Source organism: Nocardiopsis nanhaiensis, assembly GCF_054778635.1.
On the sequence record NZ_BAAGZJ010000017.1, the window covers coordinates 64,513 to 86,383 of the forward strand.

Here is a 21,871-nt window from a genome sequence, read left to right on the forward strand (position 1 = left end):
GTACGTGGCTGGGGGCCACATGGGTAGCCCCAGGCCGTCCTGGTCCACCGGTTCAGGGGTGTGAGCACAGGGTGTGATGGCGGTGACTGAGGGATTCAGGAGATGTGAGTGGAAACAGATGTGATCTACCGCATAGTGGGCATGCGGCTCGTCACGCGACCCCCGGGCGTTGTTCGTCCCGTGTGCCCTTCGTGTTTCGCCTCGAGCCCGGCGGAACGGCTGTGCTGTGCGGGGGGACGACGGGTGGGTGAATCCGGAGTGTCGGGACACCACCAAGTCCGGCGCGCGGGAGCCGGTCACGGGTATGCTTGGAGGGCACTGTCCTCGCCCGAGCGCCCTTCGGCCGGGTGGTCGCAGCGCGGCCCGCCCCGGGGCCGACGGTGCTCGGACATTCACGGGACCGCGGCCCGCCGCGGCCCGCCAAGACTTCCGTTCCCGCGCACCCCGGCGCATGGCAGGCTCGGGACGGTCGATCCGGATGATTGGTTGACGTGACAGACCTTGAGATGAATCCCCCAGCCGCCGCGCCCGCGGCCGGGCCGGAACTGATCCGGTCCTACGTGGCGATCGGCGACAGCATCACGGAGGGGATGGAGGACGACAGTGGCCCGGGTGGCGAATACCGGGGTTTCGCGGATCGCTTTGCGGAGCACCTCGGTACGCTCTCGCCGGACTTCCGCTACGCCAACCTCGGTGTGCGCGGACGCAGGATGAAGCACATCTTCGGTGAACAGCTCGAACAGGTTCTCGAGTGGAAGCCGGACCTGGTGACCGTTCTCGCCGGAGGCAACGACGTCCTGCGCCCCGGGGGCGACCTGGACGCGCTGGCCGAGAAGTTCGAGTGGGGGGTGCGGCAGCTGCGCGACGCCGGAATCCGGGTCGTGATCCTCGCCGGACACGACACCGGGTGGATCCCCGTCCTGCGCCTCTACCGCGGCCGCATCGCCGTTTTCAGCATGCACATGCGCGCCGTGGCCGAACGGACCGGTACCGAGATCGTCGACCTGTGGGCGCTCAACGCCCTCAATGACCCGCGTGCCTGGAGCGACGACCGGCTGCACCTCAACGGTGCCGGACACCAGATCGTCGCCGCCCGGGTGGCCGACCTGATCGGCCACCCGATGGGCCCGCGGGAATCGTGGGCCGACCCCTGGGCGACTCCGCCCCAGCAGCTCCCGCGGATCCTGCGTCGCCGTGAGAACCGCCGTTGGGCCCGTCAGTACCTCGTCCCGTGGCTGCGCCGCCGGGCGATGGGCCGCTCCTCCGGTGACGGCCGGATGGCCCGGCGTCCGAAGCTGGACTACCTGCACGACGAGGAGACCCGCGCGGCCCTCCGCCAGCAGCTGCGGGAGGTCGGTGCGGACACGCACTACAACGACTACGCCGCGGACGACACGCCCCCGACCAGCAGCCCCTCGGGCACGAAGGGCCCCGAACCCCTGCGCTGAGCCGGGAGGCACCGTCTTCGAGGACCCCGTCGGGCCCCGCACCGGAGCCGTTCCGGTACGGGCCCGCTTCGTGTTCCGAGGCGCGCCGGAGGCGGGGGTGCTGCCGGGGCAGGGGCGTCAATGCCGGGACAGGGACTGGATGAGGTCGCTGACGTGCACGACCCCCATGCACTGGCCGTACGGGTTGGTCACGATCAGGTCGTCGTAGACGCGCTCGCGGTCCTGTCCGGCCACGCGCAGCGCCGAGATCGCCGACATCCACGCCGGAACCGTCCGCGGTGACTCGGCAAGGCGCAGCGCCGGGCGTTTGGCGTGCAGCGCGTGTCCGTAGCGCCCCGTCACCGACAGAAGGAACCTGGTCCGGTCGATCACGCCGATCGGGCGCTCCCGGTGGTCGATGAGCACCACGCTGTTGAGGGCGGTGTCCCCGGTGAAGGCCTCCAGTATTTGGTCCCCGGTGGACTCGGCGTCGAAGTCCACCGGCGGCACCATGAACTCGGTGACCCGAGGGCCGGTGTCGGCGTCGTCCAGGGCGGCGGCGGTCGGCTCTGGTACCGCCGTCACCTTCTCCCCGGGGCGCCAGTGCGGTTCGGCGAAGAACGCGCCACTGCCCAGCCGCACACCGCACTGGCGCAAGCAGACGATCTCCGCACCCCGGGTCACCCCCGTGGCCAGCGCGTACACACCGCTGCTCCGACCGACCCGGGCCAGCCCTTCGACGATCCCCCGGTGGCGGTGGTCGCCGTCGATACCCGACACGAGTGCGGGGTCCAAACGGCTCAGGAAGGGGGCGGCTTCCACCACCATGTCCGGCCGGGCCGTCGCGGTTCCGAAACCGCACCGGAACCCGACCGCGCGCAGGTCCGCGACGCCCGCGAGCACGGTGGACCTGGGCAGGTCCACCAAGTCGGGTGAGAGCATGAGGGTGACGTCGCGCGGTCGTCGTCCCGTACGGCGCAGCGCGCTCTCGACCAGCGTCGGAAGGTCCGCCCCTTCGGCGAGGACGGCGGCGGGCAGCGGTAGGACCAGCGGGAGCAGGCTCTCGGCCCCGCCTCCGGCACGCACCAGGGAGGCCAGCCACTCCGCCGCGAGCGCGGCTCCGTGACCACGTCCCCCCGGGCGGCCCATGCCTTCCGGGACGGGGGCGACGACCTCCACTGCCACGACGGCACCGGAGTCCAGGTCCACGACGGGACGGAAGGACGGGCCCCGGCGTGGACGCGGCGCGTGTTCGTCCGCGCCGACGGCCGGGTGTGTTTGCTGGGGATACGGGGTGGACACGCGTTCCATGGTGGCGCGCGGGGAGCGCTGACCTGAAGACCCGTCCACCGATGTTCAACACACCTTCACGGTGTGTTGAGCGCACCGCTCCCCGCGCACGCGAACGGCCCGGGCCTCAGCGCTTCCACACATTCACCCTCGTGCACCGCTCCCCGCGCACGCGAACGGCCCCCACACGCGGTGGGGGCCGTTCGGGAGCTGCGGGGCCGCAGGGAGGCCTCCGAGGCCGCGGTGTGCTCCGGGGCGGGTTCTCAGGCGCGGCGGAAGGCCAGGGCGATGTTGTGGCCGCCGAACCCGAAGGACTCGTTGATGGCGGCGATGTCACCGTCCGGCAGCTCCCGCGGCTTGTCGCGGACGATGTCCACGGCCACCTCGGGGTCGAGTTCTTCGATGTTGATGGTCGGCGGGATCCGGCCCTCGTGCAGTGCCAGGATCGTCGCGATCGACTCCACCGCGCCCGCGCCGCCCAGGAGATGGCCGGTCATGGACTTGGTGGAGGTCACGGCGACCTGGTCGGCCGCGGCGTCGCCCAGGGCCGCGCGGATCGCCCGGGTCTCCCCGACGTCTCCGGCGGGGGTGGACGTGGCGTGCGCGTTGACGTGCGCGATGTCGCTGGGCTTGAGGTCGCCGTCGGCCAGCGCCTGGTGGATGGCGCGCGCCTGGCCGGCGCCCTCGGGGTCGGGCATGACGATGTCGTGGGCGTCATCGGTGTAACCGGAACCCGCGGCGCGGGCGTATACCTTGGCGCCGCGCTTGGCGGCGTGCTCGGCCGATTCCAGGATCACGATGCCGGCGCCCTCGCCCATGACGAAGCCGTCGCGCTCGGCGTCCCAGGGGCGGGAGGCCCCCTTCGGGTCGTCGTTGCGCGTGGACAGGGCGCGCATGGAGGCGAAGGACGCGATGTTCAGCGGGTGGATCGCGGCTTCGGTGCCTCCCGCGATCACGATGTCGGCCCGACCTGCGCGGATCATGTCCATGGCGTTGCCGATGGCCTCGGCGCTGGAGGCGCAGGCGCTGACCGGTGCGTGGGCACCGGCACGCGCGGTGAACTCCAGGGCGACGGCCGCCGCCGGGCTGTTGGGCATGAGCATGGGCACGGTGAACGGCGAGACCCGCTTCCAGCCCTTCTCACGGAAGGTGTCGTACTGCTCCAAGATGGTGAGGATGCCGCCGATTCCGCTGGAGACCACCACCCCGAGGCGGACGGGGTCGATCTCCGGGGCGCCCGCGTGGTCCCATGCCTCCTGCGCGGCGATGAGGGCGAACTGCTGGGTCCGGTCCAGGCGGCGCAGCCGCGGGCGCGGCAGCTTCTCGGAGGGCTCCTGCGCCACCTGCCCGGCGAAGTGCACCGGAAGCTTCTCGTGCCAGTCCTCCGGCAGCATGCTGATACCGGAGCGGCCGTCGAGGAGCGCGGACCATGTGGTCGCGACGTCACCCCCGAGGGGGGTGGTGGCGCCGAGGCCGGTGACGACGACATCGGTCTTGGACATGATCCAATCGCCCTTCTCGTGGGTCGTTCCCGACTCTGTGCGCCGGGGGTGGCGGGATTGTTGGTCTGGGCGTCCATGGTGCGGACGGGCGGGCCGCCGGAACGGGGACCCGATCCGGCGGCCCCACAGGCCTACTTCTGGATGAAGTTGATGACGTCCTGGACCGTCTTGAGGTCCTTGAGCTGGTCATCGGGGATCTCCACGCCGAACTTGTCCTGCGCGGCGACGGCGATCTCCACCATGGACAGCGAGTCGATGTCCAGGTCGTCCACGAAGCTCTTCTCAGGCGTGACCTCGGAAGGCTCGGTGCCGACGATCTCCTCGATGATCTCGCCGAGGCCGGCCAGGATCTCCTGCTCGCTGTGAGCCATGTCTTGTATCTCCTTGATTGACGATTGTGGTGTCGGGCAAACCGCCCCGTTCGGGGCGGGCGGAACCGTGCTCGGTTCCTGGATCTGGTTCAGGGGATGCGGATCACCTGTGCGGCGTAGACCAAACCCGCACCGAATCCCAGGGTGAGCACGGTGCTCCCCGACGGCAGTTCTCCTCGCTCGACCATGCGCGAGAGCGCGAGAGGGATCGAGGCTGAGGAGGTGTTGCCAGCGGTGACGATATCGCGGGCCACAAGTGCCTGGGGTGCCCCCAGCTTGCGCGCGATGGACTCGACGATCCGCAGGTTGGCCTGGTGGGGTACGAAGGCGGTGAGCTCGGCGGGCTCCACGCCCGCCCGCTCCAGAGCCTCCAGGGCCACCCGGTGCAGCTCGGTGGTGGTCCACCGGAAGACGGCCTGGCCCTCCTGGTACAGGTACTTGCCCTCACGCAGGTAGATCTTGTCGGCGCGGTCCCCGGAGGAACCCCACACGATCGGTCCGATGCCGTGGTCCTCGGAGGCCGAGACCACGGCGGCCCCGGCTCCGTCGGCGAAGATCACGCAGGTGGACCGGTCCTCCCAGTCCACCCAGTCGGTGAGCTTCTCTGCCCCGATGACCAGGACGTTCTGTGAGCTGCCGACGCGGACGGAGTCCGAGGCCAGTCCCAAGGCGTAGCAGAACCCCGCGCAGGCGGCGTTGACGTCGAAGGCGCCGGGGGCGACGATGCCCAGCTTGGCGGCGACGGTGGCCGCGGCGTTGGGGATCTGCTCCTGCGCGGTGCAGGTGGCCACGATCACCAGGTCGATGTCCTCGGGGGAGAGCCCGCTGGTGGCCAGGGCCTTGCCCCCGGCTGCCACGGACATGCTCACCACGGTGTCGTCGGGGCCCGCGATGCGGCGCTCCTTGATGCCCACGCGGCTCTGGATCCACTCGTCGGTGGTGTCGACGCGGGCTTCCAGGTCGGCGTTGGTCACGACCTGGGAGGGCTGGTACTCGCCGAAGGAGCGGATCGCGGCGCCGCCGAGCGTGCTCGGGGAGTTGAACATGGTCACCCTTCCCGCTGGGAGCTCGCGGAGGAGGGGGTGCCCGCGTGCTCCTTGATGAGGGCGCCTGCGCGCTCGAGGTCGTCGGGGGTCTTCACCGCGAGGAGCTCGACACCGCGCAGTGCGCGCTTGGCCAGGCCGGTGAGCGTGCCCGCCGGGGTCAACTCGATGAGTCCGGTGACGCCGAGGTCGGCGAGCGTCTGCGTGCACGCGTCCCAGCGCACCGGCGAGGAGATCTGGGCGACCAAGCGGTCCAGGTACTCGGCACCGGTGTCCACCACGGCGCCGTCGTTGTTGGACAGCAGACGCACCGAGGGGTCGCCGGTCGTCAGGTCCTGGGCGGCGGCCCGCACCCGCTCCACGGCCGGGGCCATGTGCACGGTGTGGAAGGCTCCGGCGACGGGCAGGGGGCGCAACCTGGCGCGCTCGGGCGGGTTCTCGGCGAAGGCGGCCAGCTGTTCCATGGTGCCGGCGGCCACGACCTGGCCGGAGCCGTTGTCGTTGGCCGGGGTCAGCCCGGCCGCCTCGACGGCGGCCAGGACTTCCTCGCGCTTGCCGCCGAGGACCGCGGTCATACCGGTCCCGGTCTGGGCGGCGGCGTCGGCCATCCCCCGACCGCGTTCGGCGACCAGCGCCATCGCGGCGTGGGGGGAGAGCACGCCGGCGAGCGCCGCGGCGGTGAACTCACCGACGCTGTGGCCCGCGACGGCGTCCACGAGCGAGGGTTCGACGGGCAGCGGGGACTCGGGGCTGGAGAGCGAGCCGAGCATGGCGGAAGCCGCCGCGAGGCCGGCGCCCACCAGCAGGGGTTGGGCGACGGCGGTGTCACGGATCTCTTCCGCGTCCGCTGTGGTGCCGTAGCGCACCAGGTCGAGGCCGGTCACCTCGGACCACGAGGCGAACGTCTCGGCGATGCCGGGGAGTTCGAGCCACGGGGAGAGGAAACCGGGAACCTGGGCACCTTGGCCGGGAGCAACGATTACAAGCACAACAACAACCTTGCCCTGTAGGAGATCACCAGTTGGATGGGGAGAGACACGAAGTTGCCGGGACGTCGTTTGTAGGTACCCCACAAAAAGCTGTCCGCAATGTGTCCCGAAGCCCTGAACGGGTGGAGGAGATCACTCTCTGACGGTACGCGTAGGCCCGGATCCATCGCCCAGGGTGCCCCCGCGAGGACGGTTGACCACGGCTGCGGCGACCGCTGAGAGACAGTGGACCCAGGCGCATTGACCGGGGAACGGACCCAGGAGCGGGGTGGCGGGTCCTCAGCGGGGGAGGTGGGGATGCGAACCTAGAAGAGTGAGCACCGAACCCCAACCGACCGAGGACGACGCGGCCGCGCCCACCGGGGCCGACAGCCCTGAGGACCTGATCCGCGCCGAGACCGTCCGCCGCCTTGAACGCTCCATGGGAGTGCTGGGCACCGCGGCCGTCAGCCGTATGGAGGAGCGGCTCGGCTGGTTCCGCCGGATGTCGGCGCAGGACCGTTCGTGGATCGGGCTGGTGGCCCAGTCCGGGGTCGCCGCCTTCGTGGACTGGTTCCGCGACCCGGGTCGGGGCCGTCCGGCGATCACGGTGGAGGTCTTCGGCACCGCACCCCGCGAACTCACCCGCTCGGTCTCCCTGCAGCAGACCGTCGACATGATCCGCGTGGTCATCGAGGTGGTCGAGAACCAGGTCGAGGACCTCGCCGCGCCCGGCGGAGAGCAGCAGCTCCGCGAGGCCATGCTCCGCTACACCCGCGAAGTGGCCTTCAGCTCAGCCAAGGTCTACGCCCGTGCCGCCGAGTCCCGCGGCGCCTGGGACGCGCGGTTGGAGGCGATGGTCGTCGACGCGCTGCTGAACGGCGACCGGGAGGACGGCCTGCAGTCATGGGGCTCGGCGCTGGGCTGGTCCCACACCTCCGTGCTGGCGCTGGCCGGCGAGGCGGGCGAGGAGAACGGAAACAAGGTCATGGACGACCTGCGCTCCGCGGCCCGGCGCCTGCGCCACGACGTCATCGCCGGAATGCAGGGGCGCCAGGTGATCGTGGTGGTCGGGGTGGGCGACCGCTATCCACCCGACGACCTTCCGGCCGCCGCCGCTGAGCCTCTCGCCGGCCTGTTCGGCCCGGGTCCCGTAGTGGTGGGGCCGGTGGTGGCCGACCTGCACTCCGCGGGGGCCTCCGTGCGGGCGGCCGTACGGGGGCTGCGGTCAGCCGTGGCCTGGCCCGACGCGCCAAGGCCGGTACTCGCGGACGACCTCCTGCCCGAACGCGCCTTGGAGGGTGACACCGAAGCCCGGAAACAGCTCGTGACGGAGGTGTACCTGCCGTTGCGCGGTGCGGGTTCCCCCCTCCTGGACACGCTGTCCGTGTACCTCGAACACGCGTCGTCCTTGGAAGCGACAGCGCGCATGCTCTTCGTGCATCCGAACACCGTGCGCTACCGCCTCAGTCGAATCTCGGAGCTCACCGGACACATCCCCTCGGACGGGCGCGGTTCGTTCGTGCTCCGCGTGGCGGTGGCGCTGGGCAGGTTGTCCGAAACCCGAGACGGATGACCCGGATGGGCGGTATCACCGTGGGAGTGGCGAGGATCTCAGGCGCTTCGTAACCTGATCGTTGCCTGTCATATCGGCTCTCTTATGGAAGTTTCACCAGCGTCGGGTATGTCTGTGACTGACCGTGTGCGCCCGGGGACCACGCGAGAAGAGATAGCTTTGATACGGGCAGTGTGCTGGTGGAGCCGTGAGGCGACGAAAACCCTCGGGCGTCGCTCCCCGCACCGCCCCGTCACGACGTTCTTGGGGGGTCCAACGCTGTGGTCGAGCGACCGAGGAAGAGGTTCCGGATACTACGCCCGGTGATCGATTTCGTACTTCAGCCCACGCAGGAAGGCGAACTGCGCAGACGCGTGCTGTTCTGGCTTCCCGCACCGATCCCGGTCATAGGGCTGGTCTACCTCCTGGTGGGCGGGGCGTTCTCCGCCGCCGGGTGGACGATCCTGCTGGCCGCGAGTGTCGGAGTGGGCACACTGCTGCTCGCGATGATCGTGCAGCCCACACCGCTGCCGGAGGGGCTCGCCCCGCCGGTCTCGGCCCGCCGCTCCCTGCACCGCTTCCGGCAGTTCACCCAGCTGCGGGTGGCGCTGTCGCTGGTGCCGATGGTCATCGGCGCGTCCGCCGCGCTCATCGGCGGCGGCATGTATCCGCTGTTCGCCTCGCTGGCTCTGGCCTGGCCGCAGCTGCTGATGGCCATGCCCACCTTCTTCACCATCACCAGGGCACGACGTGCCATGGAGGCCTGGGGCACCACGGCCTACCTGTGGCACGCGCTCTCCCGTCCGGCCAAGGTCACGTGGCCGATCGCCACTCCGCTGGCCCGCTCCTACCGCTCCTGGAAGGCCGACCGCGCCCGGCGCCTGGCCCAGCAGAAGGAGCAGGACCAGCAGCAGGAAAAGGCGTGGAAGGAAGCCGTCCGGGAGGAGAAGGCCAACCCGACCGAGGCCTCGGCGCCAGCGGACGAGCCCGCACCGGACGCGGAGCCCTCGCTCGAACGCACCCGCAAGCTCCAGGCGCTGCCGGAGGAGAACGCGGACCAGGACAACGAGCCCACCGCGCTCATCCGCAAGCCCGAGCCGCTCGGGACCGAGGGCGCACCGTCCACGGCCACCGGCCCCCAGGGCTCGGTGAACCGGGCCGCCCGCCAGATCCTGGAACGGGGTGGCGCGCTCGGCCTGGGCGTACGCCAGAGACGGCGTGGCGGCCAGTCCAACCGTCGACCGCACTCCAACAAACCCTGATCGCCCCGGCGGTGCCTCGGCGCCGCCGAGGCGGTTCCTGGCCGCAGGGCAGCGGGCACTCGGGTGGGTCAGCTGAGGAGAACGGGCACGATGAGGGCGGACAGGTTGATCCCGCTGTGCGCCGCCATCGCGGGCAGGATGCTGCCCGAGCGGATCCGGATCCAACCCAGGGCCAGGCCCGCGATCCCGGAGAAGGCGAACAGGGGCACGTCCACCGTCAGCGACAGGTGCGCGTCCAACACCAGCCCGTGGATGAGGGCGAAACCCAGAGTGCTGACGAGCAGCGCCCACCCCTGGCCTCCGAACCGTCGTGTGTGGGGCAGGGCCTGGAGGAGGAACGCCCACAGGATTCCGCGCCAGACGACTTCCTCTTCCAGGCTGGGCATGGTCGCTTGGAAGAGGAGGGCCTCGGCGGCGACGTTCAGGGGCGGATCCTCGGAGGTGGCGGCTGCCCAGAAGAGCGCGGCCGCGCCGGTGACCAGCAGCGCGGGCCACCACCCGGCCCATCCCGGAACCGTGAACCCTACGCCTCGCCGGGACAGCCCGGGCCACAGCGCCACGAAGACCAGCATGACCGCGAGGGCCACGATCTTGCCCTGCCAGTTGAACTCCAGGGAGGCGTGAACCGCGAGGTTCGGCGCGTTCAGCAGGAGCAGGTCGGCCAGCAGGACCAGGGCCGCGACGACGAGCGGTGCTGACTGTATCCGGGCGGAGCTCTCGGACACGGGGCCGAGCGCGGGTGCGTGACTCGCCGCGCGACGGTCGGCCAGCCACAGCAGTGGGCCGACCAGCATGACGACGATGAGGACGTAACCGAGCCACATCAGAGTGCCGCTCGCGAGAAACCACGAGCCCGCGGCCAGGGTTCGCCACAACAGATAGGCGAGTGCTAGGGAGAGCAGGGACAGGAGGCCGGGGCCAAGCGTCTTTTCGGGGGACACGGTCCCAAGCTACGGAGTCGGCGGCGGCAGGGAAATCCTGCTGACACGACGTTTCCGTTCGTGGGTACCGGCCGCCCCCGGTGGTGTTGGCACGAGGCCGCGGCGGTGTTCAGGCGGGTAGGGCGCCCGGGGCGGGCCATCCGCCGTCCAGGAGGCGCCTCAGGCGGCGCCCTGAGTGGGTCACCGGCAGCTCGGACCACGGGCGTGAGGGTCGGAGGAGGGCCACCTGCCGCAGGGCGCACAGGAGTGAGTACAGGCGCAGCAGGTCTAGGAGCCGGGGTGCGTCGAACAGTTCGGGGTAGTGCTCGGCCAGTCCGCGCAACACCTCGGGATACGGCCCTCCACCGGTCAGCACGTCGTTGTCGGCCTGATCCACCATGTCCTGGAGATCAAGAGAGGGCGGCCCGAAACGTACCCATTCCCAGTCCATCAGTGTCAGAGCGCCCCCGTGCCACCACAGGTTGGCCATGTGGCCGTCACCGTGGACGAGCCCGTGCCTGGCCGGATCGTCCACGGCCGGTTCCAGCGCGCGCAGCTCCTCGACCGCTTTGACGGCCTCCGTGACCAGCCCGGTGTCGGCGCCGGGGAGTTGGGCGGCGTACCCTCCCAGCGCCCGACCCCGGTCCACGGGAAGTGGCACGATGTCCGCGCCGATCAAAGCTGTGAGAGATCCCTCCACCAGCGCGGGGCGGGTGGTCACCAGGTCGGCGACCTCCGTCGGAGGGCTCCAGTCGTGTAGGGCGCGCAGGGCCTCGGCGTACTGCCGCAGCGCCGAGCTGCGCTCCGCCGCCCCGAGTACGGGCCAGGCCTCGCTCAGCGGCCGTCCTGGAAGGCGACGTGACACCGAGTACGAGAGACGGGCCCCGCCCGCGTCGAGGTGGCCGTGTTCGAGGACCTCCGGGTGTGGAACGTCGTCGGGCAGGTGCCGGCACACGGCCGACTCCCGGTCCGTTCTGGCCAGGTCCCCGCGCCAGCCCACCCGCAGCACCACGGAACCGAGCCGGGGGTGGTCCAGCAGCCAGACGTCGTTGGAGTCGCTCACTACCGGGGCGGGCGGGGAGAGCGGCCTGATCCCGGACGCCGCGCACACGTGCCGCAACCGCTCGGCGCTTTCCACGGGCACTCCACCCCTCGACCTCGACGGTGCGACGGGATAGGTCCTATCAGGGTGAGGGGTGGGGAAGCGACGCGTTTTCCGCGTGGGCCCCGCCTCCCTTGGTCGCCGTGGCCCTGGAGCGGTCAGACCCGGGCGCGGCGGCGGACCTCGGGCAGGGCGGCGTCGCCGCCCTGGGGGCAGTGGTACCAGCGGGCCTCGGCCTCGCGCCCGTCGAAGGCCACCTCCCCGATGGTGTTGCCGAAGTAGGGCCGCTCGGCCATCCGCCAGCCCAGCGGGCTCCGGCGTACCCGGGCCATCCGGGTCATGATCCGCCCGGCCGCGTGGAAGGGCCAGCTCGCGGAGAGCGCCGCGGCACGGCGGAAGTTCGGCGGGAGCTGGTTGCACAGGGCCGAGGAGACCAGCTGGGTCACCCGGGAGGTCGTCTCACCCGCCCGGGCCCGGGCCCGGGCCAGATAGGAGAAGTGGACGTCCCCGCTGAGCAGCAGCACGGTGGCGGGTGCCGGGCCGCGCTCGCCTCGGGCCACCTCCAGCACCGCGTCGGCGAGGCGGTGGAAGGAGTACTGGAAGGCGCCCCAGTGCTCCAGGTCGAGGGCCTGCCTGAGCTTCTCCGCGGGGCCGCGCGCCGCCGAACCCCAGGCGCCGCCGCACACGGCCTCGTTCCAGGCCTCCAGGTGGTGCACTGACGGGGGTAGCAGCACTGGGACTGTGGAGGCCACCACGAGGTGTTCCGGGCCGCCGGTGAGGTGCTCGTCGAGCCACTCGTGCCCTTCGGGGCCCAGGATGGACCGGGAGCCGTCAGAGGGGTCTCCTTCGCCCAGGGCACGGGCGCAGCGGGTGTCCGTCACGAGGATCCGCACACCGCCGACGTCGTGGCGGTGGCTCCACCGGTAGGAGGAGGGTTCGCTGTGCGCCTGCCACGCGAAGGAGTCGAGGGTGTCGCCTGCGTCGGCGTCCCGTTCGATGTGGTCGCGGAGCTCGGCCCACAGGGGGTCCTTAGCACGTGCGTCGGGGGAGAGGTTTCCCACGTGCTGGTACACCCAGTACGCGCCGAGTCCGCTGGTCACCCTGGTGCGCCACCACGGGTGCTCGTCCATGGCGCGCCGCCAGGCGGCGGAGGTGTTCCAGTCGTCGCGGATGTCGTGGTCGTCGAAGACCATCAGCGTGGGAACGGTCGACAACAGCCACCGGACCTGGGGGTCGGACCAGGCCTGCCGGTAGAGCTCGGCGTACTCGTCGTAGCGCACGACCTCGTCCTCGGGGGCGTCATCCCCGTGGTCGCTCCGCCGCACCTGCCGGAGCCGTGCTTGCTGGAGGTAGGCGCGCATGGGTTCCTGGATCTCGTCGGCGTAGACCTGGTCGCCGATCAGTAGGAGCACCAGGTTGCCGTCCGCACCCTTGCCCTCGATCCCCTCCTGGGCCAGTCGACGGGCGGTGGCGCGGAGCATGTCGGGGCCGTAGCGGACCAGGCCCTCGGGAGTGTCGCCGGTGGGCGTGTGGCAGGACCCGTAGAGGAGGCGGGTGGGCGCCTCGGAGTCCAGTGTGCGCAGGACGCTGGGCGGCAGAGGGCTGTCGGGTTCGGGCCAGACCCGGTCCTCACCGAGGAACACCTCGTAGGGGAGCGCGGCACCGGAGGGCAGGCCCTCGATTTCGCACACGGCGTAGTGGTGCCCGTGGACCGTGAAGGTCGGGGCGGCCGATACCGCCCCGCCGTCCACGCGGATCCGGACGTCACAGGGGGCGTCCGTCTCCACCCACACGGTCGCCGTGGTGGGTCCGACGTGCCGCAGCAGCGGCCCCAAACGTAACGAGACAGTCACCCTTTCCCCTTCTTTTCTTCAGTTTCACACATGCTGCCGTCGAGTATGGACCCTTTCGGGCCCGCCTGTCGTCCACAGGTCGAGGGCGGATGGTTGCACCGGGGGCCCGGCTGCGCGATGGTGGCGCTATGCGGACACAGATCCTCGAGCTGCACACCGGCGGATCGGAGAGCATCACCGACATCACCGGACAGTGCGGCGACTTCGTCGCCAGGAGCGGCGGTGACGGCCTGCTCAACGTCTTCGTCCCGCACGCGACCGCGGGTGTGGCGATCATCGAGCTGGGCGCGGGGTCCGACGACGACCTCCTCGCCTCCCTGGACGACCTGCTACCCGCCGACGACCGGTGGCGGCACAAGCACGGATCCCAGGGCCACGGGCGTTCGCACGTCATGCCGGCGTACGTCGCTCCCCAGACCACGGTGCCGGTGCTGTCCGGCAGACTCGAACTGGGGACGTGGCAGTCCATCGCGATCGTCGACCTGAACATCGACAACCCGGAGCGGCAGGTACGCCTGTCCTTCCTGGACTCGGCATGAGAAGACCCGGAGCGTGGCTGGTTCGGCCGCGCGTTGACGGGATGTGCCACTACCGTGTGAACTAGGCCATCAGCGATGGTTACGGACCCACGTGACGGGCGACGAGAAGCCCGGCATCGTTGTGACAACTGCTTCGTGCAGGCAAGATTGAGAAAAACCATCTGTGGAGGAGAACTTTCGTGAGCGCGACCGCGGGCCAGGCACAGAGCGAACGCGGCTTGGCTGACCGACTCGGATTCAAGCCGGGTCAGGTGGTGCAGGAATTCGGCTTCGACGACGACGTTGATGAGGGACTGCGCGCATCCATCGCCGAACTCACCGGCGAGGCGCTGGTCGACGAGGATTTCGACGGGGACGTCGATGCGGCACTGCTGTGGTGGCGGTCCGATGAGGAAGGCGACCTCACCGACGCCCTGATGGACACCGTGACTCTGATCGCCGACGGCGGGACCATCCTGGTCCTCACGCCGAAGGCCGGACGTGAGCTACACGTGTCCCCCAACGACGTCGCCGAGGCTTCCAACACCTCTGGGCTGTCCCAGACCAGTGCGGTCAGCATCGGCGCCGACTGGTCGGGTACCCGCCTGGTCGTTCCCAAGCGGTAACGGTCAGCACCCGCACAGGGTGAGACGTCCGGTGCCGCGCGCCGCGGAGGACACGGCGCGCGGCTCTGTAGGGCGCCCGCTGACTGGCGGGCGCCGATTCCGGCCTGTGTGCCGACGAACACGAACGCGAGTATGACCGAGACCCCCACCGTGGGCGCCATCGCGCCCGAGATCGCCCTCCAGGACCAGTACGGCCAGGACACCGTCCTGAGCGCCCACCGCGGCGGCCCCGTCCTCGTGGTCTTCTACCCGCTGGCCTTCTCCGGCGTGTGCTCCGGCGAACTCGCAGACCTGAAGGAACAGCACGCCGAGCTCAAGGAGCTGGGCGTCACCGTCCTCGCGGTGTCCGTGGACTCCACTTTCGCCCTGCGTACCTGGTCCGACCGCGAGGACTTCCCGTTCGCGCTGCTGTCGGACTTCTGGCCGCACGGCGCGACCGCACAGGCCTACGGGGTCTTCGATGACCAGCGCGGCGTGGCCCGACGGGGCACCTTCCTCATCGACTCCGCGGGCGTCGTACGATGGTCGGTGCAGACCCCCATCGGTGAACCCAGGGATGTCGCCGAGTATGTCCACCAGGCCCGGCGCCTGACCGGATAATTCAGGCGCGACGACCTCCCGGAAGCGGTATGATCTCTCGCGACGCACCGGGCGCGTAGCTCAGTTGGTTAGAGCAATTGCCTTACAAGCAATAGGCCAGGGGTTCGAGTCCCTTCGCGCCCACTCCACTCCGGAACGACCTTGCTCGGGGGCCTTCGGCCGCCTCGCCGGGTCGTTCCGTCGTTTCTTCTGGGGGACGACCCCCAGACCCCCGATGTGGGGCTTCGCCCCGCTGGGGAAGGATGTAGTGACGCTTCCGGATGCCGGGGCGCGGACGGTGCTCCGCCCGCGCCCCGGGACCCGCACAAGTGCGTCAGTCCGTGATCGTCCAGGTGCCCCTGCGGTGGTTGCGGGCGTCACTGTCGGGGTCGTAGTTGCCCTCGGTGTTGCCCGCGATGTCCACGGAGAACCAGTGGACGGTGGTGGTCTCCTCGATCAGCAGGGTCTCCAGGTCCCCGCGCACCCCCGTCAGCTCCAGCTTGGGGGAGTCGAAGGTCGGGCGGCTGCCGTCGAGGGTGTAGTGGATCTCCGCGGGTTCGGTGGTCTCGAAGGCGATCTCCACCGGCCCGGAGTGCTCGCCCGCGCGCGGGGAGACGTCGGAGCGCGGCCGGACCTGGTCGTCCTGGTACTCCAGGGCCACCTCCAGCATGTTGTACAGCCCGTTGGAGTACTCCATGCCCTGGGCGTGGGCCTCCTCCCACGGCGGCTGGAACCCTTCCTGGCCCAGCTCGAAGTTCCACGCGAAGATGTCGTGCCCGTACCAGAGGTGGTCGCCGGAGTTGCCCGCCGCGGAGTAGAGCACGTCGATGATCGGGCCGGTGCGGGCCGGGGTCACCACCGTGTCGCGGTGCTCCCTGATCGCGCCGAGGATGCTTTCCGAGGACTGCCAGAAGTAGGCCTCCTCCATCGCCGTGGGCCTCGGGGTGGGTTCGCGGTCCTCGGCGATGTAGGCGCCCGGGGACCACATGAAGTAGTCGCCGGAGGAGTGGATGTTCATCGAGAAGTCGATGTTGTCGTAGGTGTCGGCCAGCCACTCCAGGTTCTGGTTCTCCGGCTGCGAGAGCGGGCCCTCCTCCTCGGGCCCGGCGTAGGTCTGGCTGGTGCAGTCGAAGGAGGCCCCGGAGTAGCCGTCCCACAGGGTGTACTCGCCGTAGTTGCGGTTGTTGTCCACGCCCCACTGCGCGCCCTGTTCCACGGCCCACTGGTCGCGGGGGCCGTCGGTGTCGCAGTAGTTGGTCATGTTCTTGCGGTGCATCGGCTCGTCGTAGAATGAGTAGTTGGCGCCGTCGGGGTTGAACGAGGGCATCAGGAAGATGTCCAGCTCGTCCACCAGGTCGGTGGTGGTGTCGTGTAGGCCGTAGTTCTGCACCAGGCGCTCGGCGGTCTCGATCGCCACCAGCGGCGTCTGCCACTCGCGTGCGTGCTCCTGGGAGTAGCCGAGTACACCGGTGCCGGAACCGTCCCGGTCGGCGCCGATCCGCAGCGCGTAGACCGTCGCCGGGTCGCGGGACACGTCGTCCGGGGCGTTGAGGAAGTCACTGGCCTGCACTGTTTCGGCCTGCACCACCCCGTCTCCGGCGTTGTCGCGGAAGGTGAAGGCCCGGACCAGGTCGTCGGCCTCGGCATTGATCGCTTCCACGGTCTCCGCTGCGGTGGTGGTGATCGCGCCGCTGCCGTCGGTGGCCAGGCTGACGGCGATCTCGTCGCCCTCCACACCCACTGAAAGCTCGGCGTCGGGCGTGTAGGGGTCGACCAGGTCCACCACGATGTCGTTGCCGCCCTCGTGGCCGTAGTCCAGCGACTCCACGACCACTCCGCGGTCGGCGTTCTCGCCGTCGATCGCCACACCGAGGATCGCCTGCGAGTGCCGGCGGTAGCCGTTGGTCTGGTTGGGCAGTTCGATGACCTCGGCGATGTCGGGGTAGTCGTCCGCGATCTGGTGGATCCGGTCGTAGAGCTCGTCCGGGGTCATGTACGCGTTGAGGAAGTCGGTGTGGGGCAACGGGTCCCCGGGCCCGTCTGGATCGGGCAGCCACTCGGTCACGTCCGCCTCGGCGGTGCCGCCGTTGGGGCTGGTGACCCGGATACGTCCGGGCTGGTCCTCCACCTCGTCCTGGCCGCGGTGGTACATGTACACCCCGACGTCGACGAAGGGACTCAGCTCCTGCGTGCCGCCGTCACCGATCTCCGTGCCCGGGCCGGCGTCGCGCTCCACGGTGAGCTCGAAGTCCTCGTCCTGGCCGAAACTGGAGTTGACCTCCACGGACAGGAAGTCCCCGTCGCGGCCCTCGAAGTAGTCCGCGCGCAGGATCTCCAGTTCGTCGGTGTCGGACTGGGTCCCCGGCCCGCCTTCGGGTTCGTTCTCGGCGTTCAACCGCGCGATGGTCGCCTCGCGCTCTTCGACGCGCTCTTCCGCGTCGGCCTCGGTGTAGAGCACCTCACCGAAGGTGAACCCGGCGTCCTCATAGGAGTCCGTGTCGAAGGGTGCGATCACGACCTGGGCGACGAATCCGTCGTCGTCGCCGTTCTCGTCGGCCGGGTCCAACTGGGCGATGTCGCCGCCCAGTTCGACGAGCCGGTCCAGGTCGTCGCGGTCCTCCAGGAAGACCTCCACCACTGCCGTCTCGTCCAGTTCCAGGTCCGCGGCGGTGGTCTCGGCCACGGTGGGTACGGCTGTCGGTATCAGCAGCGCGAGGGCCGCACCGGTGACGATCCCGGTCCGGCGGGCACCCCGCGAGCCGGGCGATATCACTGACTGTCCCATCCCGATCCTTCTGCTCAGCACGGACTGGGCCGGTCGGCCGTTGGTCCGCGACGCTTGGCGCCGCCACCGTTCGGGCGGCGGCGGAGAGCGGGCACGGTCGGGTCGGCCGCGGAACCACTGGACAGCACTCACACCGTCGGGCTTCTCGTGCTCAGTGATGGGGGGACATGGGGGTCGGGGGATGCGGGGGAAGTGCCTGGGTGGACGGCGCGGCCACCGTCGCGTACCCGAATCTGGCTGTTCGTCAGAGGCTTCCGTGTTGCCGTGGTCGCGTCAAGGACGGTAATGCGAAAAACTTTGACTACTCGGTCCGAGCGCTGCTTCCGGTGCCGAATTCCACCGGAGTTATCGCTGTTCAGGGTGGTATCATGCCCATGTGCATCTACCTCTGTACCTCTGATTCGAGCCTGAGCGCCCGCCACCACGCCACCGTGGCCGCGGGTGCCTGACGTATGCACTGGCCCGATCCGGGCCGTCCGTCAGCTCGAAGAGCTCCCGCACACCCGTCGCGAACCCGCCGGGCGGAGCTCTGTTCGGAGGAACTTTGGCTACCCTCGACCCCAAGTCCGCCCTGCCCGCCGGAGAGCGAGCCCAACTCACCGCGAACGGCCTCCATATCGACCGCGGCGGCCGCACGGTCCTGTCCGGTGTCGACATGACCGTTACACCCCGCTCCCGCTGGGGCGTCGTAGGCGAGAACGGCCGCGGCAAGTCCACGCTGCTGCACATCCTGGCCGGGGCGCTCGAACCCGACGCCGGGAGCGTGCGCCGCATCGGCACCTTCGGCGTCGCCGAGCAGGAGATGCGGGCCACCGACGGCCGCACCGTCGGGGACCTGGTCGACATCGAACTCGCCGACGCCCGCACCGCGCTGGACGCGCTCGACGCCGGCGCCGAAGGGCTCGCCTCCGGTGATCCCGAGGCCGCGGAGAGGTACGAGGCGGCGCTGCGCACCGCGGAGGTGCTCGACGCGTGGGACGCCGACCGCCGCGTGGACCTCGCACTCGAGAACCTGGGCGCCGTCACCGACCGGTCGCGGCCGCTGGCGGAGCTGTCCGTCGGGCAGCGCTACCGCGTCCGACTCGCCTGCCTCCTGGGCGCATCGCACGACTTCCTTCTCTTGGACGAGCCCACCAACCACCTGGACGCCGCCGGGCTCGACTACCTGACCAGGCGGCTGCGCGGCCACCGGAACGGTGTGGTGCTGGTCAGCCACGACCGAGCCCTGCTGTCGGACGTGGCCACGACCATGCTCGACCTCGACCCGAGCCGGGACGGCGGTCCCCGTGTCTACGGCGGGGGTTTCGCCGGGTACCAGGAGGGGCGGCGGGCCGAACGCGAACGCTGGGCCGCCGAGTACGAACAGCAGCGGGCCGAGCACGCCCGTCTCACCCAGGACCTGTCCGAGGCGCAGAACCGTCTGGTCAGTGGATGGCGCCCCGACAAGGGCACCGGCAAGCACCAGCGGGCGACCCGCGCGCCCGGGCTCGTCCGTTCCGTCCACCGGCGGCGCGACGACCTCGAGGCGCACGCGGTCACCATGCCACCGCCCCCGATGCGGTTCCGCATGCCGGAGCTGCCGACGCGGCCCGGGGTGACCCTGCTCAGGGCCGAGGAGGTCACCGTCGCGGGGCGCCTGACCGAACCGGCCACGTTCGACCTCGACTCCGGTTCGCGGCTGGTGGTCACCGGACCCAACGGTGCGGGCAAGTCCACGCTCCTGGCAGTGCTCGCCGGGCGGATCGCCCCGACCGGGGGGAGCGTGCGCACCGCGCGCACCGCCCGGGTGCGCCTGCTGGCCCAGGAGTCGCCGCGCGCCGGTGCGCGGCGGGCCCGTGAGGTGTTCGCCGCGCACATGGGACGGCTCGTCAGCGAGGGGGTGCTCCCGGAGGGGGCGACGGCCTCCCTGAGCTCCCTCGGGCTGCTCTCGTCGGCCGATGCCAACAGGCCGCTGCGCGACCTGTCCATGGGGCAGCAGCGCAGGCTCGACCTCGCCTTGGCGCTGGCGTCCCGGCCGCACGTGCTGTTGCTCGACGAGCCGACCAACCACCTCTCGATCGCCCTCGTCGACGAGCTCAGCGAAGGGCTCGAAGCCACCGGGGCTGCGGTGGTGCTCGCCACCCACGACCGGCAGCTCCAGAGGGACGTCCGTTCCTGGGACCGGCTGGAGTTGGACCCAGCCGCACCCGCAGCACAGTTGGCGGGCCAGGCAGCGTCCAACGGAGGCGGTGCCTGCCCCCGAGGGCCCATCGATAGAGACCGGGGAGGACGGGGCGGCCAAAACGGGAGGATCCGACGTGTGTAGCATGACCCGCGTCACACCAGGGTCCGACCCTTGGCCACCGCCCGGCCCGCCGGTGGAACCGACCCCCGTGGAGGTCCCGTGAAGGCACGCACCACCGCCCTCGCCGCCCTGTCAGCCGCCCTTCTCGTCGCGGGTTGTTCCGGCGCAGACGAGGGGGAGGAGCCCGGAGACGCCGTTCAGGGGGAGAGCAGACTCGACGATGTCCTCGACAGCGGCACACTCCGTGTGTGCACGACCGGCGACTACCAGCCCTTCACCTACCTGGACCCGGAAGACGACGAGTTCACCGGTATCGACGTCGACCTGGCACGTGACCTGGCCGAAGACATGGGTGTGGAGATCGAGTGGGTCCAGACCAGCTGGGACGACCTGATGGAGGACTTCCTCGCGGACTGCGACATCGCGGTGGGCGGTATCTCGATCAGCACCGAACGCGCGCAGCAGGTCTACTTCTCCGCGCCGACCATGGAGGACGGGAAGACGCCCGTCACCCTGTGCGAGAACGTCGACGACTACCGGACGATCGAGCAGATCAACCAGCCGGGCGTGCGCTCCATCATGCCCAGCGGGGGGACCAACGAGGTCTTCGCGGAGGAGCACTACCCCGAGGGTGAACTCATCCGCCACGACAACAACACCATCTTCGACGAGATCGTTGCAGGCAACGCCGACGTCATGACCACCGACGCCTCGGAGACACTGTGGGTCGCCAACGAGTACGAGGAGCTCTGCGCGGTCAACCCCGACGAGCCCTTCGACTACTTCGAGAACGGCTACATGCTGCCCCGCGGCGATGACGTCCTGAAGCACTACGTCGACCAGTGGTTGAACATCGCCCTCAACGATGGGACCCGCGACGAGATCGCGGAGCCGTGGTTCGGTGAGGACGTGGACTTTTGACCCGTCCCAGGACCGCCACCCCCAAGGACCGGCTCAGGCACCGGGTCTGGGACCTGCTCGACACACACGGTGCGGGCAGGTCCGGACCGGTACACGGCGAGATCCCGGACTTCCACGGGGCGGACCGGGCCGCCGCGCAGGTGGCCGGACACCCGCGCTGGGCCGCGGCCCGGGTGGTCAAGGCCAACCCGGACCGGGCACAGGCCGAGGTCCGCCTCCTCTCCCTGCGAGGTGGGAAGACCGTGTACACGGCGGTGCCCAGGATCGCCGCCCCCGAGCCCTTCTACGAGATCGACCCCGCAGTCCTCACCACGGACCCCGAGGTCCTCGCCACGGGCCGGGGCGCCGCGCAGCACGCGCCCCGTACCCCGATCGAACGGATGCGGCCGGTCGACGCCGTCGTCTGCGGCAGTGTGGCCGTCAACCGTCAAGGCGTGCGCATCGGCAAGGGCGCCGGGTACAGCGACATCGAGATGGCCCTGCTCGCCCAAGCCGGGCTGATCGACGAGCGCACACTCATCGTCACCACCGTGCACGCACTCCAAGTGGTCGACGAGGCCATCCCCGAGGCGGCGTACGACGTGAGCGTGGACCTGATCGTCACCCCCGAGGAAACCATCGAGTGTCCTCCCCGACGACGCCCTGCGGGGATCGCCTGGCAGGAGCTGGGGGAGGAGAAGATCGCGGCCGTCCCCGTCCTCCGGAACCTCCAGCGTGCCCTCCGGGGCGGGGAGCACGGCACACGGTGAGTCCGCTCCCGCGGTCGCCGGGTACCGGATGTGGCAGGGCACCCTGAACGGTGGCCCCTGAACGGGCCGATTGTGGCAAACCTCGCCCTGAAGGGTGACGGACCGGGGTGGGGCGG

Annotated in this window: 17 protein-coding genes, 1 tRNA gene and 1 pseudogene; 10 read left to right on the top strand and 9 right to left on the bottom strand. The window is 70.3% G+C overall.

All coding sequences use genetic code 11. The features are described from left to right. Positions 1–506: 506 nt before the first annotated feature. Complete coding sequence (locus tag ACYVD1_RS10855; RefSeq protein ID WP_460770894.1) at positions 507–1,448, top strand: SGNH/GDSL hydrolase family protein; 942 nt, start codon at positions 507–509, stop codon at positions 1,446–1,448. 117 nt (positions 1,449–1,565) lie between these two features. Here ACYVD1_RS10855 and ACYVD1_RS10860 read toward each other — a convergent pair whose 3' ends face one another. The 5 genes from ACYVD1_RS10860 to ACYVD1_RS10880 form a co-directional block, all read right to left on the bottom strand. After that, the gene (locus ACYVD1_RS10860; protein ID WP_460770968.1) at positions 1,566–2,738 is read right to left on the bottom strand and encodes an EAL domain-containing protein; all 1,173 of its coding nucleotides are present in this window, start codon (positions 2,736–2,738) and stop codon (positions 1,566–1,568) included. Between the two features lie 242 nt (positions 2,739–2,980). Further along, complete coding sequence (gene fabF, locus ACYVD1_RS10865) at positions 2,981–4,219, bottom strand: beta-ketoacyl-ACP synthase II (protein WP_460770896.1); 1,239 nt, start codon at positions 4,217–4,219, stop codon at positions 2,981–2,983. Between the two features lie 131 nt (positions 4,220–4,350). Continuing rightward, positions 4,351–4,590 carry an acyl carrier protein gene (locus ACYVD1_RS10870; protein ID WP_460747081.1) on the bottom strand — a complete coding sequence of 80 codons (240 nt, stop codon included), beginning with the start codon at positions 4,588–4,590 and terminating at the stop codon, positions 4,351–4,353. Positions 4,591–4,679: 89 nt separating this feature from the next. Then, entirely contained in the window at positions 4,680–5,636 is a 957-nt protein-coding gene (locus ACYVD1_RS10875) for a beta-ketoacyl-ACP synthase III (protein ID WP_460770898.1), read from the bottom strand. A gap of 2 nt (positions 5,637–5,638) precedes the next feature. Beyond that, entirely contained in the window at positions 5,639–6,622 is a 984-nt protein-coding gene (locus ACYVD1_RS10880) for an ACP S-malonyltransferase (RefSeq protein WP_460770900.1), read from the bottom strand. A gap of 313 nt (positions 6,623–6,935) precedes the next feature. Here ACYVD1_RS10880 and ACYVD1_RS10885 point away from each other — a divergent pair, with 313 nt between their 5' ends. Next, positions 6,936–8,177, top strand: a complete 1,242-nt coding sequence (locus ACYVD1_RS10885) for a PucR family transcriptional regulator (protein WP_460770902.1) — start codon at positions 6,936–6,938, stop codon at positions 8,175–8,177. A 302-nt stretch (positions 8,178–8,479) separates the two neighbouring features. Further along, a complete protein-coding gene (locus tag ACYVD1_RS10890; RefSeq protein WP_460770905.1) occupies positions 8,480–9,418 on the top strand; it encodes a hypothetical protein in 939 nt (312 codons plus the stop codon). 68 nt (positions 9,419–9,486) lie between these two features. On the opposite strand, the gene ACYVD1_RS10895 is transcribed toward ACYVD1_RS10890, so the two are convergent. The 3 genes from ACYVD1_RS10895 to ACYVD1_RS10905 form a co-directional block, all read right to left on the bottom strand. Next, positions 9,487–10,359, bottom strand: a complete 873-nt coding sequence (locus tag ACYVD1_RS10895) for a lysostaphin resistance A-like protein (RefSeq protein ID WP_460770908.1) — start codon at positions 10,357–10,359, stop codon at positions 9,487–9,489. Positions 10,360–10,468: 109 nt separating this feature from the next. Next, positions 10,469–11,476, bottom strand: coding sequence for a phosphotransferase family protein (locus ACYVD1_RS10900; protein WP_460770910.1), 1,008 nt, complete (start codon positions 11,474–11,476; stop codon positions 10,469–10,471). Positions 11,477–11,598: 122 nt separating this feature from the next. Continuing rightward, positions 11,599–13,293, bottom strand: coding sequence for an alkaline phosphatase D family protein (locus tag ACYVD1_RS10905; RefSeq protein ID WP_460770914.1), 1,695 nt, complete (start codon positions 13,291–13,293; stop codon positions 11,599–11,601). Positions 13,294–13,421: 128 nt separating this feature from the next. Here ACYVD1_RS10905 and ACYVD1_RS10910 point away from each other — a divergent pair, with 128 nt between their 5' ends. The 4 genes from ACYVD1_RS10910 (at position 13,422) to ACYVD1_RS10925 (ending at position 15,160) form a co-directional block, all read left to right on the top strand. Beyond that, positions 13,422–13,832, top strand: coding sequence for a secondary thiamine-phosphate synthase enzyme YjbQ (locus ACYVD1_RS10910; protein WP_460770917.1), 411 nt, complete (start codon positions 13,422–13,424; stop codon positions 13,830–13,832). A 179-nt stretch (positions 13,833–14,011) separates the two neighbouring features. Beyond that, the gene (locus ACYVD1_RS10915) at positions 14,012–14,437 is read left to right on the top strand and encodes a DUF3052 domain-containing protein (protein WP_460747070.1); all 426 of its coding nucleotides are present in this window, start codon (positions 14,012–14,014) and stop codon (positions 14,435–14,437) included. 132 nt (positions 14,438–14,569) lie between these two features. Then, positions 14,570–15,037 (top strand): peroxiredoxin, encoded by a 468-nt coding sequence (locus tag ACYVD1_RS10920; RefSeq protein WP_460770919.1) that lies wholly within the window; start codon positions 14,570–14,572, stop codon positions 15,035–15,037. A 49-nt stretch (positions 15,038–15,086) separates the two neighbouring features. Continuing rightward, positions 15,087–15,160 (top strand) — tRNA-Val (locus ACYVD1_RS10925). Between the two features lie 190 nt (positions 15,161–15,350). Here the strand turns inward: ACYVD1_RS10925 and ACYVD1_RS10930 are convergent. Beyond that, the gene (locus ACYVD1_RS10930; protein ID WP_460770922.1) at positions 15,351–17,801 is read right to left on the bottom strand and encodes a M14 family metallopeptidase; all 2,451 of its coding nucleotides are present in this window, start codon (positions 17,799–17,801) and stop codon (positions 15,351–15,353) included. Between the two features lie 544 nt (positions 17,802–18,345). Between ACYVD1_RS10930 and ACYVD1_RS10935 the strand changes: the two are divergent. From ACYVD1_RS10935 to ACYVD1_RS10945, 3 genes and pseudogenes are all read left to right on the top strand, one after another. Further along, positions 18,346–20,007: pseudogene (locus ACYVD1_RS10935) on the top strand (ABC-F family ATP-binding cassette domain-containing protein); the annotation flags it as partial. 177 nt (positions 20,008–20,184) lie between these two features. Further along, a complete protein-coding gene (locus ACYVD1_RS10940; RefSeq protein WP_460770924.1) occupies positions 20,185–21,006 on the top strand; it encodes a transporter substrate-binding domain-containing protein in 822 nt (273 codons plus the stop codon). Further along, entirely contained in the window at positions 21,003–21,755 is a 753-nt protein-coding gene (locus ACYVD1_RS10945; RefSeq protein WP_460770926.1) for a 5-formyltetrahydrofolate cyclo-ligase, read from the top strand. The genes ACYVD1_RS10940 and ACYVD1_RS10945 overlap by 4 nt, the downstream gene beginning before the upstream one ends. The last annotated feature ends 116 nt before the right edge of the window (positions 21,756–21,871 follow it).

Bases quoted from the DNA above. Each gene is read 5' to 3' on its own strand.
- ACYVD1_RS10930 (WP_460770922.1), bottom strand. From the start codon at position 17,801: ATGGGACAGTCAGTGATATCGCCCGGCTCGCGGGGTGCCCGCCGGACC.
- ACYVD1_RS10875 (WP_460770898.1), bottom strand. From the start codon at position 5,636: ATGTTCAACTCCCCGAGCACGCTCGGCGGCGCCGCGATCCGCTCCTTC.
- ACYVD1_RS10870 (WP_460747081.1), bottom strand. From the start codon at position 4,590: ATGGCTCACAGCGAGCAGGAGATCCTGGCCGGCCTCGGCGAGATCATC.
- ACYVD1_RS10910 (WP_460770917.1), top strand. From the start codon at position 13,422: ATGCGGACACAGATCCTCGAGCTGCACACCGGCGGATCGGAGAGCATC.
- fabF (WP_460770896.1), bottom strand. From the start codon at position 4,219: ATGTCCAAGACCGATGTCGTCGTCACCGGCCTCGGCGCCACCACCCCC.
- ACYVD1_RS10860 (WP_460770968.1), bottom strand. From the start codon at position 2,738: ATGGAACGCGTGTCCACCCCGTATCCCCAGCAAACACACCCGGCCGTC.
- ACYVD1_RS10855 (WP_460770894.1), top strand. From the start codon at position 507: ATGAATCCCCCAGCCGCCGCGCCCGCGGCCGGGCCGGAACTGATCCGG.
- ACYVD1_RS10920 (WP_460770919.1), top strand. From the start codon at position 14,570: ATGACCGAGACCCCCACCGTGGGCGCCATCGCGCCCGAGATCGCCCTC.